Here is a 16567-nt window from a genome sequence, read left to right as displayed (position 1 = left end):
GGCTTCGGGTCAGTGACCGTGCTGCCGGGGCACGGCGGCGAGCCGCCCGGCGATCTCGGCGAGCACGGCCGGACGGGCGGAGTGCAGGAAGAAGTGGCCGCCGGGGAACATCCGCAGGTCGAAGCCGCCGGCTGTGAGTTCGCCCCAGCGCGGCATCGCCGCAGTGCCCGCGGGATCGTCCTCGGTCCCGCCGAACGCCGTGACCGGGCAGGTCAGCAGCGGCCCGTCGGTGAACCGGTAGGTCTCGACCACCGCGAGGTCGGCCCGGATCACCGGGAGCATCAGGCGCATCAGTTCCGGGTCCGCCAGAACCGCTTCCGGTGTCGCGGACCAGGAGCGCAGTTTCCCGATCAGCTCCTTCTCCGGACCGGCGTGGTGCGCGGTCTCCTCCCGGGCTTGGGGCGGTACGCACCCCGAGACGAACAGCCGGGTGGGTGAGCCGATCTCCATCCGCTGCAGGGTGCGGGTGAGGTTCCAGGCCACCAGGGCGCCCATGCTGTGCCCGAAGAATGCGAACGGACGGTCCAGGTGCTGGATGACCGAGGGCACCAGGACGTTGAGCACCGCGCCCATCCGGTCGAACAGCGGGGTGCCCAACTGGTCTTCTCTGCCCGGAAGTTGTACCGACCACGGCTCGATGTCGGCGGGCAGGGCGGCGGCCCAGTCGCGGAACACCGAGGCACCGCCGCCGGCGTAGGGGAAGCAGAACAGCCGCGTGGCCGCCTGCGGCCGCTCGGCGAGCGGCCTGACCGTCACCCTCATCGGCCGGTCCCGCCCGCCATCTCCCGGCGCAGGGTCAGCGGACGCATGTCCGTCCACACCTCGTCGATGTGCGCGAGGCAGGCCTCCTTCGAGCCCCGCTCGCCCGTCTCCCGCCAGCCGGCGGGCAGCTCGCGGCCCTGCGGCCAGATGGAGTACTGCTCCTCGGAGTTGGTCACCACGACGTAGCCGTCGTCGTCACGCTGTCCGTCCATGGGCCCTTCCTTTCGGTGAGATGGCGCGATACCGGCTCAGGCGTTCGGCGTCCCGGGCCGGGAGGCTCGCAGGGCCCCCAGCCGACGGCGGCCGGCGGGTACGGTCCGTGCCGCCCGCCGGGCCCGCGCCAGCGGCTCCGCCAGGGCGGCCAGCGAGACCGTCACGTCCTCGACGACCGTCCGCAGGACGGCCAGGAAGGCCGACCGGACCTCCTCGGCCTCGGACTTCGCCAGCCGTCGGGAGTTGTAGTTGAGCCGCAGACCGAGCCGGTCGCCGTCCGGCTTGCCGAACAGGCAGAGGTCGAGCTGCGAGGTCTGCCGGGCCGGGGGCAGGAAGTCCGCGAACTGGAAGGAGGTGGAGAAGACCGGGTTCCGGCCGGGTCGGGATTCCGCATCGAGCTTCTCGAGCAGCAGGGTGAACGGATAGCGGCTGTGCGCGTAGGCGCCGATGCTCACGGCCCTGGTCCGGCGCACGACCTCCTCGAAGGGGTCCGCACCCGACATCCGCACCCGGACGGAGAGCGGGTTGACGAAACTGCCGAACATGCCGTTCAACTCCTTGGTGTCCCGGCCGGAGAACGGGACGCAGACCACGATGTCGTCGTCGGCGCTGATGTCCCGCAACGCGACCGCGTAGGCGCTGAGCAGCAGGATGTGCGGCGTGACGCGCAGCTTCTTGACCAGTGCCGCCACCCCTGCGGCCGTGTCGGCCTCGACGTCGAACTCCAGCGTCTCGTTCACCACCTCATCGGCGGGCGCGTCGTGGTCCCCGATGCGCAGCCGCGGCAGCGGGGCGGCCAGCTGGTCGAGCCAGTACGCCTCCATGGCCTTGCTCTGGTCGCTCGCCAGCCACTCCCGCCGGCCCCGCACGAAGGCGTCGTAGGTCGTCGGGAGCGGGGGCAGCTGCGGCTCTCCGTCCGCGGCGAAGGCTCGGTAGCAGAGCAGCAGTTCGCGTATGAGGATGCCCATGCTGGTGCCGTCCGTGATGATGTGGTGCACGTTCACGTAGAGGCAGTGGTGGTCGGCGGCCAGCTTGAACACCTTGAGCCGTACCGGCGGGGTGGCGAGTTCGTCGAAGGGGGTCGCGTTCTCGGCCCGGACGCGCCGATTCAGTTCGGCCGTCGGATCGGCGGCGCCGGTCAGGTCGACGAGCGGCACGTCCAGGTCGAATGCGGGCAGGACACGCTGGCGCGGACCTTCTGGAGTGTCCCGGAAGGACAGCCGCAGCGCTTGGTGCCGGTCCATCAGGAAGGCTGCGGCACGGCGCACGGCGACGATGTCCACCGCCTCGTACAGGTGCTGCCAGTACGGAAGGTTGGATTCCGCCCGGCCCTCGTCCAGCTGATGCTGGAGCCACAGCCCCCTTTGGCCGTTCCACAGTTCGAACCAGGCCCTGTCGTCCTCGAAATCGTCGGGGTCTTCCACTTGGCCAGCCAATCCTCACATCAATGGTTTACGGAATACCCGGACCGACGCGACCGGTTCAGGACGTGCGCGGCCGGCCCGGAACGGCGCTCGCGGCCTGGACCAGCCCGTCCGCCACCCGCCAGCGCCCCTCGAAGAAGACCGGGCCGGCCCCGTCGGCCGTCGCCTGCGAAGCCGGCAGCCGGGCGGTGAAGGTCCTGTTGTCCGGGTCGAGGGCGACTTCGGCGTCGGCGAAGTCGAGCACGGTGCCGCCCAGGGGGTACCACGCCTTGTAGACGCTCTCCTTGACGGCGAAGAGCAGCGTGTCCCAGTGCACCTCCGCGTCCCGGTGGAGGAGCTCCGCGAGGTGGCGCCGTTCGGCTTGCGACGTGATCAGGCGCAGGCCGCCGTCGGGCAGCGGCTGGTGGACCTCCGCGTCGATGCCGAGGGAGCGGAATGCCCCGGCCCGGGCGACCGCGGCCGCCCGGTAGCCCGAGCAGTGGGTCATGCTGCCGACCGCGCCGCGCGGCCACTGCGGTGCCCCCGCCGTGCCCCGGAGGATCGGGGCCGGGGGGATGCCGAGCCGGCCGAGGGCGGTTCGGGCGCAGTGCCTGACGGTGGCGAACTCGCGGCGCCTGGCGAGCGGTGAGCGGGCGACCGCCTCGGCCTCCCCCGGCTGCAGCGGGACGTCGGGCAGATCACCGTACGCCTCCTCGACCTCCGCGCCGGGCGGCAGGAGGGTGATCACGAGGCGGCCCCGTCGAGTTCGGCCATCACGGCTTCCACCGCTTCCGGGGTGGGTACGTCGACGGCGTCCCGCTCTACGAGGGCGGGCTGCACGGCTCCTCCTTCTCCCCGGTGGCCAGCAGGTCGGTGAGCAGGACCTTCACGGCGGGCGCGTGGAACAGTTCCTCCGCCGTCACATCGACCCGGTGCACCGCCCCGGGGCCCGGCCAGTCGAGCGCCTCGCTCAGCAGGACGTGGGTGGGAGCCGGCGGGGCCTGCGGGGGCACCGCCGCGGTCAGGGTGAAGCTGAGCCAGGCCCGCTGCCCCTCGGTCAGTTCGACCAGGATCTCCTCGTCGAGCCCGGGCGAGCAGCCGACGATCACCGAGAGCAGGAAGGAGCCGGCCAGGGCGAGCGCGTCACCGGACGGCAGGCCGGTGATCGTGGGCACCTCGGCGGACTCGTCCATGGCCAGGGCGAGGTCGTCCAGCAGTTCCTGAGGAGTCCTGGGATCGGCCGGTGCCGGGTCGAGCACGATGAGCGGGACGTCCGGCCCGGGCAGCGCCTCCACCAGTGCCGAGGCCAGGCCGACGGCCGAACAGTAGGCCAGCACCGCGACCGGGAGCGGCCCGGCGGCGGTGATCCGCCCGGCCCAGTGGGCGGCCTGCTCGGCCGTCCCGACGACTCCGTCGGCGAGGCCGGGGTAGTGCAACGGGTCGATCCTGAGGGTCCGTTCCTGCCAGCCGTCGGGCAGGATGGCGCCGAAGGTCCTGCGGGGCACCTCGTTCCCGAACTCCAGTATCACGAGGGGCCGTTGGTCCTGCATCACTCTGCACTCCTGACGGCTTCGTCGACCTCGGCGGAGAAGTCCGCGAGGACCGGATGATTGAAGATGGCCTGCAGCCCGATCTTGATGCCGAACTGCTCGCGCGTCCGGGACACCGCCCGGGCGGCGATCAGCGAGTGCCCACCGATCTCGAAGAAGCTGTCCCCGGAGCGGGGGACGTTCCCGGTCAGATCCGACCAGATCTCGGCGATCCGCGCCTCGGTGGCGCCGAGGGGGGAGGGCTCGGCCGCGGCTGCGACCGGAGTGTCCGGCAGGGCCTTCCGGTCGATCTTGCCGTTGGGTGTCAGCGGCATCGCGACGAGCCGGTGCAGCCCGGCGGGGAGCATGTACGCGGGCAGCCGACCGGTCAGCGCGGCGCGGATGTCGTCCGGCTCGGCCTCGCCGCAGAAGTAGGCGCGCAGCGATCCGCCGTCCTGGTCCGGCACGTGGACGACGGCCGTCTGGTCCACTCCGGGGACGGCCAGGATCTCCTGCTCGACCTCGGCCGGCTCCACCCGGTGACCGCGGATGCTGACCTGGGCGTCCCGCCGCTCGACGAACTCCAGCTCGCCGTCGGCCGTCCAGCGGCAGAGGTCGCCGGAGGAGTACCAGCGGTTCTCGTCCCGGTCGGCGACGAACTTGCGGCCGGTGAGCTCCGGGTCGCCCCGGTAGCCGAAGGCCAGGACGTCGCCTCCGATCAGCAGTTCCCCGGGCACGCCGGGCTCGGCGACCTCGACCCCGTCGGCGTCCACCAGCCGGACCTTCGCGCCGGTGATGGGGCGTCCGATCACCGGCGCGCCCTCGGTGGGGCAGCGGCGCAGGTCCGCGCTGGCGGTGGTCACCACGGTGGCCTCGGTCGGCCCGTAGTGGTTGAAGACCGCGGCGGGGAAGCCGGCCGGCGGGCTGACCCGAAGACGGTCCCCGCCGGTCAGCAGGACGGCCAGGCCGACGGGCGGGGCCGGGAGGGCGAGCAGTTGCTCGGCGAGCGGGGTGCTCAGGAAGCAGTGCGTGATGGCGCTCCGCTCGATGAACCCGGCGATCACCGCGCTGTCGACGATCAGCCGCTCGGTCGGCAGCACCAGCGTCGCCCCGCTCGCGAGAGCCGCCCAGACCTCCCAGACCGCGGCGTCGAACCCCAGCCCGGCGAAGGCTGCGACCCGCACCCCGGGCCGGGTGCCGTAGGTCTCCCGGTGCCAGGACACCAGGTTCGCCAGGCCCGCGTGGCCGACCTCGACGCCCTTGGGCGTACCGGTCGAACCGGAGGTGTAGATGACGTAGGCCAGCGGGGCCGGCGGGGCCGGCGGGGCCGGCGACACCGGCGCCGGGGCCGCCCCGGTGCCGTCGAGTACCGGAACACCCGCGGGCACCCGTCCGGCGAGCCCCTCCTGCGCGAGCACGGCCACCGGCCGGGCGTCGTGCAGGATCGCCTCCACCCGGCCGTCCGGCAGTGCCGGGTCGAGCGGCAGGTACGCGGCACCCGCGAGCCAGCTTCCGAGCTGCGCCACGATGCCCTCGATGCCGCGCTCGAAGATCAGGCCGACGAGGCAGCCGCTCCGGTGGCCCTCGGCCTGCCGTATGCGTCCGGCCACCGCGGCCGCCGCGTCCCAGAACTGACGGTAGGTCAGCTTCTGCCCGCCGCACTCGACCGCGACCACGTCCGGATGCGCGTCGACGATCGCGCCGAGCATCCGGACCACCGTCCGTTCGTTCACGATGCCCTGCATCAAAGACCACTCCTGTCCCCGGCGAGCAGTTCCCGGTCCGCCCGGGCGGCGCGCTCCACCACGTCCCTGTCGCCCCGGTGATCCTGGTGGGTGCGGAACCGGCGGAGGTGGTGCCGCGACACCCGCTCCCCGCCGATGGGGCTGTCCGCCGACTCCGGGGAGCCGCTCGTCACTCGTGTCATCCCAACTCTCCTTTCGGGGATGTGCGGTCGGCCGTCAGGAGGCCGTGCCGCGCACGGCCAGGCGCTCCAGGAGGGTGACGCCGAAGTGCTGCCTCGTCACCGGCGGCCCGTCGAGGGCGAGATCCGCCCACCTGCCGGCGAGGCGCTCCAGTACGATCTCGGACTCCATCCGCGCCAGCCCCGCCCCCAGGCAGTAGTGCGCGCCGAAGCCGAAGCTGAGATGCCGCCTGATCTCGCGGTCGTAGTCCAGAAGGTCCGGGTCGTCGAAGACGGCCGGGTCGCGGTTGGCCACGCCGAGCATCAGCAGGACGAGATCCCCCTCCGCGATCAGGTGACCGGCCGCCTCCACCGGCGCGGTGGCCACCCGGGCCACCTGCTGGACCGAGGTGTCGAATCGGAGCAGCTCGTCGACCACCGAGCCCGGTTCACCGCTCCGCAGGTCGGCCCAGGCATCGGCGTGCAGCGCGGCCCGAACGGCCTTGCCGATGAAGGTCGAGGTGGTCTCGAACCCGGCGTAGATCAGCAGGCTCGCCGTGGCCCAGACGTCGGCGGCCTCGATGACGCCCCCCTGGTGGGCGTTGCGCAGCAGCCAGAGCCCGGTGCCCTCGCGGACCTCCGAGCGCAGGGCCTCGTCCACCGCGTCCGCGATTTCCCGCAAGGCGCGATGAGCCCTGGTCCTGACCTCCGGCAGGTAGTCCGCCATCAGCAGCGCCGCGATGTCGGGCGCCCAGTCGTGCAGCCGGGGCGCGACCTCCCCGGGCAGGCCCAGGATCCGGCAGATGACCCGGCTGGAGAGCGGGACGGCGAGTTCCGCCATCACCTCCAGCCCGTCCGTCCGCCCCGCCAGGAGCTCGTCGACGAGCTCTTCGACGGCGGGACGCATCGCGGCGAGCCGGTCGGCCGCGAAGAGCGGCGCGACGACCCGGCGGGCCGCCGCGTGCTCGGGGTCGTCGTTGAACATGAACCACCTGCGCACGACCTCTGCGGCCCGCCCCCCGCCCTCTCCCTCCCGGTGCAGGGTGGTGGTGCCCCGCTGCGGCCAGGCGGCCGACAGAGCGGGGTGCCGCAGCAGGGCCGTCGTCTCGCGGAACCCGGAGACGATCCACACCTCCAGGTCCTCGTCCCAGCGGACCGGCTCCTCCTCCCGCAGTGGGAGGTAGTCCGCGCAGGGGTCGGCCGCCGGGCGGTCGTCGTCGCGGTAGGGGCAGCGTGGGGCCTGTGTCACGGTCACTTGGTACTCTCCGGGTTCTGGTCGACCCGGCGCGGCGGGGCGACCGACAACGGGCCGGGGGTCACCGGTGCGACGGCCGGACTCAGCACGGCTCCCCCTTCGTACAGACCGCCTCGACGGCGGCCACGAGCTCACGCTCGGCGGAGTGCAGGAAGAAGTGGTCGCCGCGGATTTCCTCCACTCGGAAGGGACCGTCCGTGTACTCCGCCCACGCCTCGACCGAGGGCAGGTCCGCCTCGTCGTCCGTGTCCCCGTAGAACGCCACCACCGGGCAGCCGACCGTGCCCGGGGTGCCGGTGCCGTACTCGCCGAGGATCCGGTAGTCGGCGCGGATGACGGGGAGGTAGATCTCCATCAGCTCCTCGTTCTCCAGCAGTTCCTTCGGGGTCCCGCCCAACGCGGCCAGTCGCTCGATGAGTTCGGCGTCGGAGAGTCGGTGGCTGTCCGCGTCGGCGGCCGGCAGCCGGGGTGCGCGGCTGGCCGAGACCAGCAGCGCCGACGGCTCCGAAGCGCCCTTGGAGCGGAGCAGCTTGGTCAGCTCGAAGGCGATCACAGCACCGTAGCTGTGGCCGAACAGCACGTACGGCGAGGTCGGGTCGAGCTGCTGGTACAGGTCCGCGAGCAGGGCTGCCAGCTCGTCGATCGGCTCCTCCACGCAGCGTGAGCCCCGGCCGGGGAGCTCCAGCGGCACGACGGTGACGCGGTCCGGCAGGTGCCGCTGCCACGGGTCGTAGACGCGTGCCGAGCACCCGGCGTAGGGAATGCAGTAGAGGTTCACTTGGGCGTCTCCGTACGGAGGATGTGGTCGGTCAGCGAGGCGACGGTCGGGTGCCGGAAGATCTCCTTGATCGGCACCCGGATGTCGAGGCCGTCGGTGAGCCGCTTCTGGAGCACCGTCAGGAGGACCGAGTTCCCGCCGGCGTCGAAGAAGTTGGTGTCCTCGTCGACGGGGTCCGCGGCGAGCGTCTGGCGCCACGCCTCGGCCACGAGTGCCCGGACGTCCCCCGAGGGCGCTGCGGCGGGCGGTTCGGCGGGCGCTGCGGCGGGCGGTTCGGCGGCCTGCACCACCCGGTCGTCAACGGCCGGGCCGGCCGCCAATCCGATCCGGTCCACCTTTCCCGTGGTGGTGCGGGGCAGCGCGGACAGGGCGGTGATCCTGGCGGGGTGGTGGCTCGACGGCAGCCGGTCCTTCAGCCAGCCCTGGAGGTCCGCCTCGCCGCGCTGTACCACGAAGGCCACCAGCGCCGCGGTGTCGGGCCGGTCGGCGTCCTGGAGCAGCACGACGGCCTGCGAGACCTCCGGGTGCTCCTCCAGGACGGCCTCCACCTCGCCCAGCTCGATCCGGTGGCCGCGCAGTTTGACCTGGCTGTCCAGGCGGCCGAGGAACGTCAGTGCGCCGTCCGGTCCCCGTCCGACCCGGTCCCCGGTGCGGTAGACGCGGCGGCGGCCGTCGGGGGTGTCGCCGTGCAGAAAACGCTCTGCCGTCAGCTCCTCCCGGTTGAGGTAGCCGTGCGCCAGCCCCTCCCCGTAGAGCAGGAGTTCACCGCTCTCGTCGGTGAGGAGGCCCACCCCGGCCACCGGCTCGCCGAGCGAGATCCGCTCGGCGGAGTCCACCCGCGCCGCCGTGGCCCAGAGGACTCCCTCGGTCGGGCCGTACACGTTCCAGAGTTCGCCGCACCGCGGCAGCAGCTCCCGGGCGAGGCTCGGGGTGAGCGTCTCTCCGCCGGTCCACAGTCGGCTGCCGGGCGCACCCTTCCAGGCGGAGGCCGTCAGCATCCGCCAGAAGCTGGGGGTGGCCTGGACGACGTCCGGTGCGGCCCCCGCCACCAGCTCCGCGAAGGCGAGCGGATCCGCCCTGATCTCCTCCGGGACCACCGTGAAGGAGGCCCCCACGGTCAGTGGAAGGATCAGCTCCACCAGCGAGATGTCGAAGGACAGCGCGGCCATCGCCAGCACGCTCTCGCCGGCCGCCAGCCCCGGCCGCTCGGCCAGGGCGGCGAGGCGGTCGATCAGGGCCTGGTGGCCCACCATCACGCCCTTGGGCTGCCCGGTCGAGCCGGAGGTGTACAGGATGTAGGCGATCTCCCCCAGGTCCGGTTCCCTCGGCGGTGACGGAAGTCCGTTCCCCTCCAGGGCGAACTCGCCCTCGGCCAGCTCGCGCAGCAGCAGGGCGGGGCGGGCGTCGTCGAGGACCCGGGCCCGCCTGGCCGGCGGGCTCTGCCGGTCGAGCGGCAGCACGGCGCAGCCGGCGGCGTTCGCGGCGAGGATGCCGACGGCCCCGCTGAACCGGCTGGACGCGTCGAGCGCCACGACGGAGCCCGGCCGGACCTTCGCCGCCATCCGCTCGCCGAGGTCTGCGGCCAGCGCGGCGAGGTCACGGTAGGTGTAGGTGCGTGCCGTCCGCGCGGCCACGGCATCGGGCGTCCGCTCCGCCTGAGCCTGGACGACATTCCACACTGTCTCCACGCGAGCCCCCTGGGTTCGAAAGAAGTACTGGTCAGTGGCCGACGACCGGGAGCGCCCGGGACACGCTCCGGAGCACGGCCTCCCGCTCGTCGTTGAGGAAGAGGTGGCCGCCGGGGAAGACCTCCACCTCGGTCCGGCCGGTGGTCAGCTCGGCCCAGCCATGGAGGTGCTCCTCGGCGACCCTGGGGTCCGCGTCACCGCCGAAGGCCGAGACGGGGCAGGTGAGCAACTCGCCCGGCCGGTAGACGTAGCCGGCGAACAGCGAGAGGTCGGCCCGGAAGGTCGGCAGGATGAAGGCGGCGAAGTCCGGGTTCTGCAGCAGCGTCTCCGGTGTGCCGTTGAGACGGCGGAGCTCGTTGATCAGCTCCTCGTCGGAGAGGTCGAGTTCGCTCGGCTTTCTGGACTCGTGGGCCGGTAGCGCCCGGCAGCCGGACACCGTGATCCGGACCGGCTCCAGCCCCTGCTCACGCTGCAGCCTGCGGGCGAGCTCCCAGCTGACGATGGCGCCCATGCTGTGCCCGAAGAAGGCGAACGGCCGGTCCAGGTACGGGAGCAGGGCGGGGAGAAGGACGTCCAGCAGTTCTTCCAGGTCCGCGATCGGCCGGTCGAAGAACCGGTCCTCCCGACCCGGCAGCTGCACGGCGAGTGCCTCCACTCCTTCCGGGAGTCCGGCGCCCCACCCCCGGAAGGCCGAGGCGCCTGCCCCGGCGTACGGGAAGCAGAAGAGCCGGAGGGCGCCGGGCTCGGTCCGGCCGGGAATCGGCCGGACCCAGCTCTGGGCCTGCGGTGGTGCCGAGTGCATGGGGTTCCGCTCCTACTGGTCGGGAGAGGTCGGGAGGGCCGGGGCGCGCTCAGGCGCCGTGCCAGGACTTCCACAGCGCGGCGTATCCGCCGCCGGCCGCCAACAGCTCGTCGTGACTGCCCAGTTCGGTGACCCGGCCGCCGTCCATGACCGCGACCCGGTCCGCGTCGTGGGCGGTGTGCAGGCGGTGGGCGATGGCGATCACGGTGCGTTCCTTGAGCACGGCCGCCAGCGAGCGCTCGGTGTGCCGGGCCGTGGTCGGGTCGAGCAGGGAGGTGGCCTCGTCCAGGATCAGCGTGTGCGGATCGGCCAGGACCACCCGGGCCAGGGCGAGTTGCTGGGCCTGCTGGGCGTCCAGACGGAGCCCGCCGGCACCGAGTTCGGTGTCCAGGCCGTCCGGCAGCTCGTCCACCCAGTCGATGTCGACGGCGGCCAGCACCGCGAGCAGGTCCTGGTCGGTCGCGGCGGGCGCGGCGATCAGGAGGTTGTCCCGGACGGTGCCGAGGAAGACGTGATGCTCCTGGGAGACCAGGACGACGTGTCGGCGCAGCTGGGCCGGGTCGAGCTCGGCGACGGGCACCTGGCCCACCGTCACCCGTCCGGTGCGGGGCGTCTCCGCCCCTGCCAGCAGCCGGCCCAGGGTGGACTTGCCGGCTCCGGACGGGCCGACGATCGCCAGTCGCTCGCCCGGACGGACGGTGAGGTCGACGCCGTGCAGGACGTCCCGCTCACCCTGGTAGGCGTACCGGACGTCGACCACGTCGATCCGGTCGTCCTCGGGCCGGCCGCCGCCGGTCACGGCCGGGGCGTCCACCTGGCCGATGCCCTCGACCCGGGCGAAGGAGGCGTTGCTGCGCTGGAGTTGGTCGAGCCAGAGCAGGACCTTGTCCAGCGGCTCGGAGAGCTTCCAGAAGTAGAGGGCACAGGCGACGACCGCGCCGGTGGTGACCGCGCCGGTGTCGCGCAGGGCGGCGCCGAGCAGCAGGATGCCGGCGACCGGGGCGATGTACGAGAACTCGACCACGGGAAAGAGCACGGTGCGCAGGCTGAGGGTGTAGGTACGGGTGGCCCGGCAGTGCTCGACGGCCTCGGCCGTGGCGGCGATGCGGCGGTCCTGGAGACCCAGGGCCTCGACGGTGCGGGCTCCCGTCGCGGTGGAGGTGAGGATCTCGATCAGCGCGGAGTTGGCGGCGCCTTCGGCGAGGTAGCCCGTGTGTGCGCGGCGCAGGTACCAGCGGGTGGCGAACCAGATCCCGGAGAGGCAGAGCAACCCGCAGATGCCGAGCAGCGGGTTGACCGCGAGCATGGCGACCAGGATCAGGAGGATCTGGACGAGCGCCACGGAGACCTCGGGCCCGGCGTCGCGCAGGGTGGAGCCGACGGTGGCGACGTCGGCGGTGCCGCGCGTCAGCAGGTCGCCGACGCCGGCGCGTTCGACCACCGAAGCGGGCAGGGCGAGGGAGCGGTCGACGAACCGCTCGCGGATCCGCGCCAGGGTCCGCTCGCCGAAGCGGTGGGCGGCGTAGCGGGCGAAGCGGCCGAGGAGCAGCTGCGCGAGCGCGAAGCAGAGGATGCCGAGGGCGAGTCGGTCGACGTGTCCGGTGCCGGCGCCGCCCCGGACGTCGTCGATGATGCGGCCCAGCAGCCAGGGGCCGCCCAGTCCGGCGGCCGCGGCCAGTCCGTTGAGGGTCAGCGTCGCGGCGACGGCACGGCCGTCCTGCCTCATCAGGTGCACGGCGGCCCGGCGGACCTCGGCGGGACCGGCGATCGGGAGCCGTCCGGGGGCGGTCTCGGTCTGAGCGGTCATCGGACGGCCTCCTCGGCGGGCGTGGACTCGGTGGCGGTTTCGCCGCGAGCCACCAGCGCGCGGTAGCCGGGCTCTGTTGCGAGCAGTTCCTGGTGCGGGCCGGCCGCCGCCAGGCGGCCGTCGACGAGGTAGCAGACGGTGTCGGCCTGTTCCAGGAGGACGGGGGAGGTCGAGGTGAGGGCGGTGGTGCGCCCGGTCCGCGCCCGGCGCAGCCCGGCGGCCATGGCGGCCTCGGTGTGGGCGTCCACGGCGGAGGTGGGCTCGACCAGCAGGAGCACCTCCGGGTCCGCCAGCAGGGCACGGACCAGCCGCAGCCGCTGGCGCTGTCCGCCGGAGAGGTTGCTGCCCTGGGCCTGGATCATGGTGTCCAGGCCATCGGGCAGTGCCTGCACGATGTCCTGCGCCGCGGCATCTCGGACGGCCTGGGCGATGGCCGGGCCGGTGTGCTCGGACCGGCCGTCGAGCACGGTGCGCAGCGTGCCGGAGAAGAAGTCGGCGTCGTTGTCCGCCACCACGATCCGCCTGCGGATCTCGGCCAGGGCGACCTCGGCGAGCGGCACGCCGCCCCAGGTCGCGGCGGACGCGCTGTACCGGCCGAGCCGGTCGACCACGGCCGCGGAGTCGGCTGGGCGAGCGCTCACGATCGCGGTCAGCCGGCCCGGGACCAGTTCCACACCGGTGTCGGCGTCGTGCAGTGCTGATGGCTCGTCATGGGTGGGCCGGAGTGTTGCGGCGTCTTCGAAGGCGGGTTTCAGGTCGAGCATCCGGACGACGCGTCGAGCGGCGACCAGGCCCCTGGTGAGGTCGTATCCGCCTTCGATGAAGTTGGAGACCGGTACCACCAGGACGGCGACGTAGCCGTAGACGGCGACCAGCGTGCCGATCGTGATGGTGCCCTCGGCTGCCATCCGGGCGGCCAGCCAGGTCACCAGCGCGAGGAAGAGGGCGGGCAGGCCGACCGAGAGTGCTTGGATCCAGCTGGTCACGGCGCCGACCCGGTAGCCCTCGGCCTGCAGGTCCTGCGATCCGCGCAGGTAGCGGCCGGCCAGCATCTCCTTGCCGCCGATGCCGTTGAGCACGCGCATGCCGCCGATGATGTCCCCGAGCCGGGCGGTCAGCGCCCCCTGCTGCGCGCGGTACTTGGACTCCGCGCCCTGGAGGCGTTCCAGCAGCGGTCCGACCACGACCGCGAGCAACGGCACCCCGAGCAGGACCACGAGGGCGAGCGCGACGGAGACCGACAGCAGCAGCGCGGCCGCCACCAGGTACGCCACGACAGCGCCGACGCCGGGGCCGGTGATCGTCAGTGTCTGGCTCATCTGCGCGACGTCGCCCACGCCGATGCTGGCCACCTCACCGGCCGTCACCTTTCGGGGCAGTTCGGCACCCAGCCGGGTGGAGTGCGCGACCACGACCTTGATGGTGCGGAAGGTGGCGTCCATCCGGACCCGCGTCATGATGCGGTGGCGCATGATGCCGAGCCATGCGTTGAGCAGCGCGGCGCCGATCAGTGCGGCCACCCAGGCGACCAGGACGCCGGTCCTCCCCCGCTGGAGCCCGTCGTCGATCGCACGCTGCATGAGGTACGGCGGCAGCAGGAGGCCGACCATCCAGAGGGTGCCGATCACCGCGCCGCCCGTCACCCGTCGGCGCTGACTCATGGTCAGCCACCACAGGTAACGCGCGGCACTTCGGTGATCCGGGGTTCCCGGATCGGCGTACGAATCCGTCATGAGTGAAATCCTAACCATCTTTCCTGGGCCTTATCCAGATTTTCCTTCCACCTCCCGACCGTCTGTGGCTATAGTCACCACGGACAGGAGGTGGTCATGATGAAGAAGCAGCTTCGAGGAATCTGTGCAGGCTTCTAGAACTGGCTCGACCAAGCCCAGGGATGCCGAAGTGCGGGGGGAAGAAGCTTTTCTCCCTGCATTCTTCCGCTCTTCAGAACATTCGCCAAGGATTATCCAGTGAAACTTCTGCCAGGGAGTTCTCGGACCCCTTGGACATATTGATCAGACCAGCCTCGATCGACGCCGCGAGAACGGCTGGGAGATTTCCGTCGAGATATTCGCGGCTCGCGCCCACTCCGATGAGGATTCCCTTCCCCGTGGCCACTGCCAGGTGGAAGTTCGGCCCCGACCGCTGGGTGGACGGACGCCACTCGATCCCGGTGCGCAGGGCGGACCCGGCGGCCGGCTCGGCGTCCACATCGCCGAGGAAGTTGTAGTGCTTGGCGAAGGCGGTGGGGTCCGCGTCCGGCAGGCCGGCCTCCCGGAGACTCTCCTTCAGCGCGTCGACGTCGTAGCAGCCGTTCATGTACGCCGTCATGGACTGGACGTAGCAGGCCCGCAGATACTCCAGCGGGTGGGCCTCCTCGTCGACCGTGACGGTCACCGGGGCGAACTGGTTGAGCGAGCCGACCAGCGGCACCCACCGGGTGGTGAGCCGGTTGGCGGCCATCAGCGCGAAGGTCATCCGCTCGGTGCGCTTGAGCCGGGACAGCGCGAGCGCGCCGACGCCGAGCACCGCCGACTGGACCGAGATCTTCAGCCGGTCGGAGAGCTCCTGCGCGGCGGTCAGCCCCTCCAGGCTGTAGAGCGACGCCCGGCGTCGCTCGGTGGCGTCCTCCGGATCCCGGTCCGCCGGGACGAGCCGGCTCCAGGCCTCGGTCCAGTGCCGGACGCTCCGGGTGCCCGGTTCCTCCTGCTGCTCCTGCGCCATCTCCAGCGGCTGCACCACCGGCCCGAGCGCCCCGCCCTCCAGGAGGACACCGAGTTGCTCCTCCAGCACCCGCAGCGCACCGTTGTCGGCCGCCACGTGGTGGATCACGGTGACCAGGTGGAGCGCGTCCCCCTGGTGAGTGGTGACGAACGCGCGCCACGGCAACTCGGTCTCGATGTCGATCGGCTCGACCGCCGCCTCGCCGCCCAGCCGGAGGGCCGCCGCGAAGCTGTCCTCGGCCAGCTCCAGCGCAGCCACCCGGGACGGGCGGTACGGGTGGACCGTCTGGGCCGGTGTCGGGCCGCTCAGGTCGTAGGTGGTCCGCAGCGACTCGTGTTTCGCCACCAACTGGAGCCAGGCGTCCATGACTTGGGCCGCGCCGAGACCGAACGGCACCTCCCAGACACTGACCAGATTGGCGACCGCCCGATGGTCGGGGCCGTGTGTCTCCAGCGAACGCAGGACCGACAGCTGCCCGTACGTCACCGCCCCCGTCCGGAGCTCGCTCACAGCCGGGCCGCCCGGACGGCGAACTGACCGAGCATGGTCTGCTGGATCTGCGTCGTGCCCTCGATGATCTCCATCACCTTGGCGTCCCGGTAGTGACGCTGAACGGAAGCCTCCGCCCCGATGCCCTGGGCACCGTGGATCTGCACCGCGTCGGCGGCCGCCTTGACGGCGATCGTCGAGGTCCGGTACTTCGCCAGCAGGGTGTGGTTGACGGACTCCGTCTCCCCCCGCTCCTTGCTCACCCCGGCGTGGTAGCAGAGCAGCCTGGCCGTGATGGTGTCGGTGAGCATGTCGGCCAGCAGCTGCTGGACCAGCTGGTGGTTGCGGATCTCGGTGCCGTACTGGGTGCGGCGGCCGGCGTACTCCGTCGAGGCCTCCAGACAGGTCTGTGCCAGGCCGACCGAGCCCCAGGCGGTGCTGTAGCGGCCGAGGTCGAGGGCGCTGGAGGCGACGAAGGTGAGGCCGAGGCCGGGACGCCCGACCAGGTTGGCGGCCGGGATCCGGCAGTCGTCGAAGGTCATCCGGCCGAGCATCGAGCCGCGCAGGCCGAGCAGGCCCTCGATCGGCTCCACCGACAGGCCGGGAGTGTCCCGCTCCACCAGGAAGGCGGTGTGCTGCCCGTCGAACGTGGCGAAGACCAGGAAGAGGTCCGCGATCTGCGCGAAGCTGATCCACTTCTTGGTGCCGCGCAGGACGACATCGGCGCCGTCGGCCGTCGCCGTGGTCCCGACGGCGGCGGCGTCACTGCCGACGTCCGGCTCGGTCAGGGCGAAGGCCGCCAGCGTTCGGCCCGAGGTGATCCGGGGGAGCCACCGCTGCTTCTGCTCCTCCGTTCCCCACTTGTGGATCGAGTGGGCGACCATGTCCTCCACGGCCACGAGGTTACGGATCGACTGGCAGCCTCGGCCCAGTTCCTCGGTGAGCAGTCCGTATTCGACCCAGTCCATGCCGAGGCCGCCGAACTCCTTCGGGACGGGCGCGCCGAGGTAGCCCTGCCCGGCCAGGTCGGCGACGATCTCTCGGGAGACCGCTTGCTCGCGGTCGCAGCGGTCCGCCTGCGGGACCAGGACACGGTCGGCGAAGGCACGGAACTCGGCGTGGCGCTCGGCCTGCTGCGGGGTGAGGTGACTGAGTATCAACGCATTCCTTGCGAACGTGGGGGCGGGCGCACCACTCCGGTGGGAGCGGTGGCA

The 16567-nt window shown here is 72.1% G+C and carries 15 protein-coding genes; all 15 read right to left on the bottom strand.

The window, feature by feature from the left end; all coding sequences use genetic code 11:
* Positions 1–9 precede the first annotated feature (9 nt).
* The 15 genes from ACFVGO_RS27790 to ACFVGO_RS27720 all read right to left on the bottom strand — a co-directional run bounded on the left by ACFVGO_RS27790 (position 10) and on the right by ACFVGO_RS27720 (position 16513).
* Positions 10–762: a thioesterase II family protein gene (locus ACFVGO_RS27790; protein WP_380634691.1), complete on the bottom strand. Its 753-nt coding sequence runs from the start codon at positions 760–762 to the stop codon at positions 10–12.
* Positions 759–974 carry an MbtH family NRPS accessory protein gene (locus tag ACFVGO_RS27785; RefSeq protein ID WP_359899044.1) on the bottom strand — a complete coding sequence of 72 codons (216 nt, stop codon included), beginning with the start codon at positions 972–974 and terminating at the stop codon, positions 759–761. Before ACFVGO_RS27785 ends, ACFVGO_RS27790 begins: the two co-directional genes overlap by 4 nt.
* A 36-nt stretch (positions 975–1010) precedes the next feature.
* Positions 1011–2399 (bottom strand): condensation domain-containing protein, encoded by a 1389-nt coding sequence (locus ACFVGO_RS27780; protein WP_359899046.1) that lies wholly within the window; start codon positions 2397–2399, stop codon positions 1011–1013.
* 58 nt (positions 2400–2457) lie between these two features.
* Positions 2458–3126 carry a 4'-phosphopantetheinyl transferase gene (locus ACFVGO_RS27775; RefSeq protein WP_380634688.1) on the bottom strand — a complete coding sequence of 223 codons (669 nt, stop codon included), beginning with the start codon at positions 3124–3126 and terminating at the stop codon, positions 2458–2460.
* Between the two features lie 73 nt (positions 3127–3199).
* Complete coding sequence (locus ACFVGO_RS27770) at positions 3200–3928, bottom strand: hypothetical protein (RefSeq protein ID WP_380634686.1); 729 nt, start codon at positions 3926–3928, stop codon at positions 3200–3202.
* Positions 3928–5652 (bottom strand): amino acid adenylation domain-containing protein, encoded by a 1725-nt coding sequence (locus ACFVGO_RS27765; RefSeq protein WP_380634684.1) that lies wholly within the window; start codon positions 5650–5652, stop codon positions 3928–3930. The genes ACFVGO_RS27770 and ACFVGO_RS27765 overlap by 1 nt, the downstream gene beginning before the upstream one ends.
* On the bottom strand, positions 5652–5834 hold the full coding sequence (locus ACFVGO_RS27760) for a hypothetical protein (protein WP_380351968.1): 183 nt from the start codon (positions 5832–5834) through the stop codon (positions 5652–5654). The genes ACFVGO_RS27765 and ACFVGO_RS27760 overlap by 1 nt, the downstream gene beginning before the upstream one ends.
* A 34-nt stretch (positions 5835–5868) precedes the next feature.
* Positions 5869–7059: a cytochrome P450 gene (locus tag ACFVGO_RS27755; protein WP_380634682.1), complete on the bottom strand. Its 1191-nt coding sequence runs from the start codon at positions 7057–7059 to the stop codon at positions 5869–5871.
* 88 nt (positions 7060–7147) lie between these two features.
* Positions 7148–7843, bottom strand: a complete 696-nt coding sequence (locus ACFVGO_RS27750) for an alpha/beta fold hydrolase (RefSeq protein WP_359899058.1) — start codon at positions 7841–7843, stop codon at positions 7148–7150.
* Positions 7840–9531 carry an AMP-binding protein gene (locus ACFVGO_RS27745; RefSeq protein WP_380634679.1) on the bottom strand — a complete coding sequence of 564 codons (1692 nt, stop codon included), beginning with the start codon at positions 9529–9531 and terminating at the stop codon, positions 7840–7842. Before ACFVGO_RS27745 ends, ACFVGO_RS27750 begins: the two co-directional genes overlap by 4 nt.
* Before the next feature lie 31 nt (positions 9532–9562).
* Entirely contained in the window at positions 9563–10333 is a 771-nt protein-coding gene (locus ACFVGO_RS27740; protein ID WP_359899062.1) for an alpha/beta fold hydrolase, read from the bottom strand.
* Positions 10334–10382: 49 nt separating this feature from the next.
* Entirely contained in the window at positions 10383–12140 is a 1758-nt protein-coding gene (locus ACFVGO_RS27735; protein ID WP_359899064.1) for an ABC transporter ATP-binding protein, read from the bottom strand.
* Positions 12137–13873, bottom strand: coding sequence for an ABC transporter ATP-binding protein (locus ACFVGO_RS27730; protein WP_359899066.1), 1737 nt, complete (start codon positions 13871–13873; stop codon positions 12137–12139). The genes ACFVGO_RS27735 and ACFVGO_RS27730 overlap by 4 nt, the downstream gene beginning before the upstream one ends.
* A gap of 211 nt (positions 13874–14084) precedes the next feature.
* Complete coding sequence (locus ACFVGO_RS27725) at positions 14085–15374, bottom strand: condensation domain-containing protein (protein ID WP_380634676.1); 1290 nt, start codon at positions 15372–15374, stop codon at positions 14085–14087.
* Entirely contained in the window at positions 15371–16513 is a 1143-nt protein-coding gene (locus ACFVGO_RS27720; RefSeq protein WP_359899070.1) for an acyl-CoA dehydrogenase family protein, read from the bottom strand. Before ACFVGO_RS27720 ends, ACFVGO_RS27725 begins: the two co-directional genes overlap by 4 nt.
* Positions 16514–16567 lie beyond the last annotated feature (54 nt).

Source organism: Kitasatospora sp. NPDC057738 (genome assembly GCF_042798815.1).
GTDB lineage: Bacteria > Actinomycetota > Actinomycetes > Streptomycetales > Streptomycetaceae > Kitasatospora > Kitasatospora lactacystinica.
The sequence above is the reverse complement of the archived record's forward strand: the minus strand, read 5'-3'. Positions and strand labels throughout refer to the sequence as shown.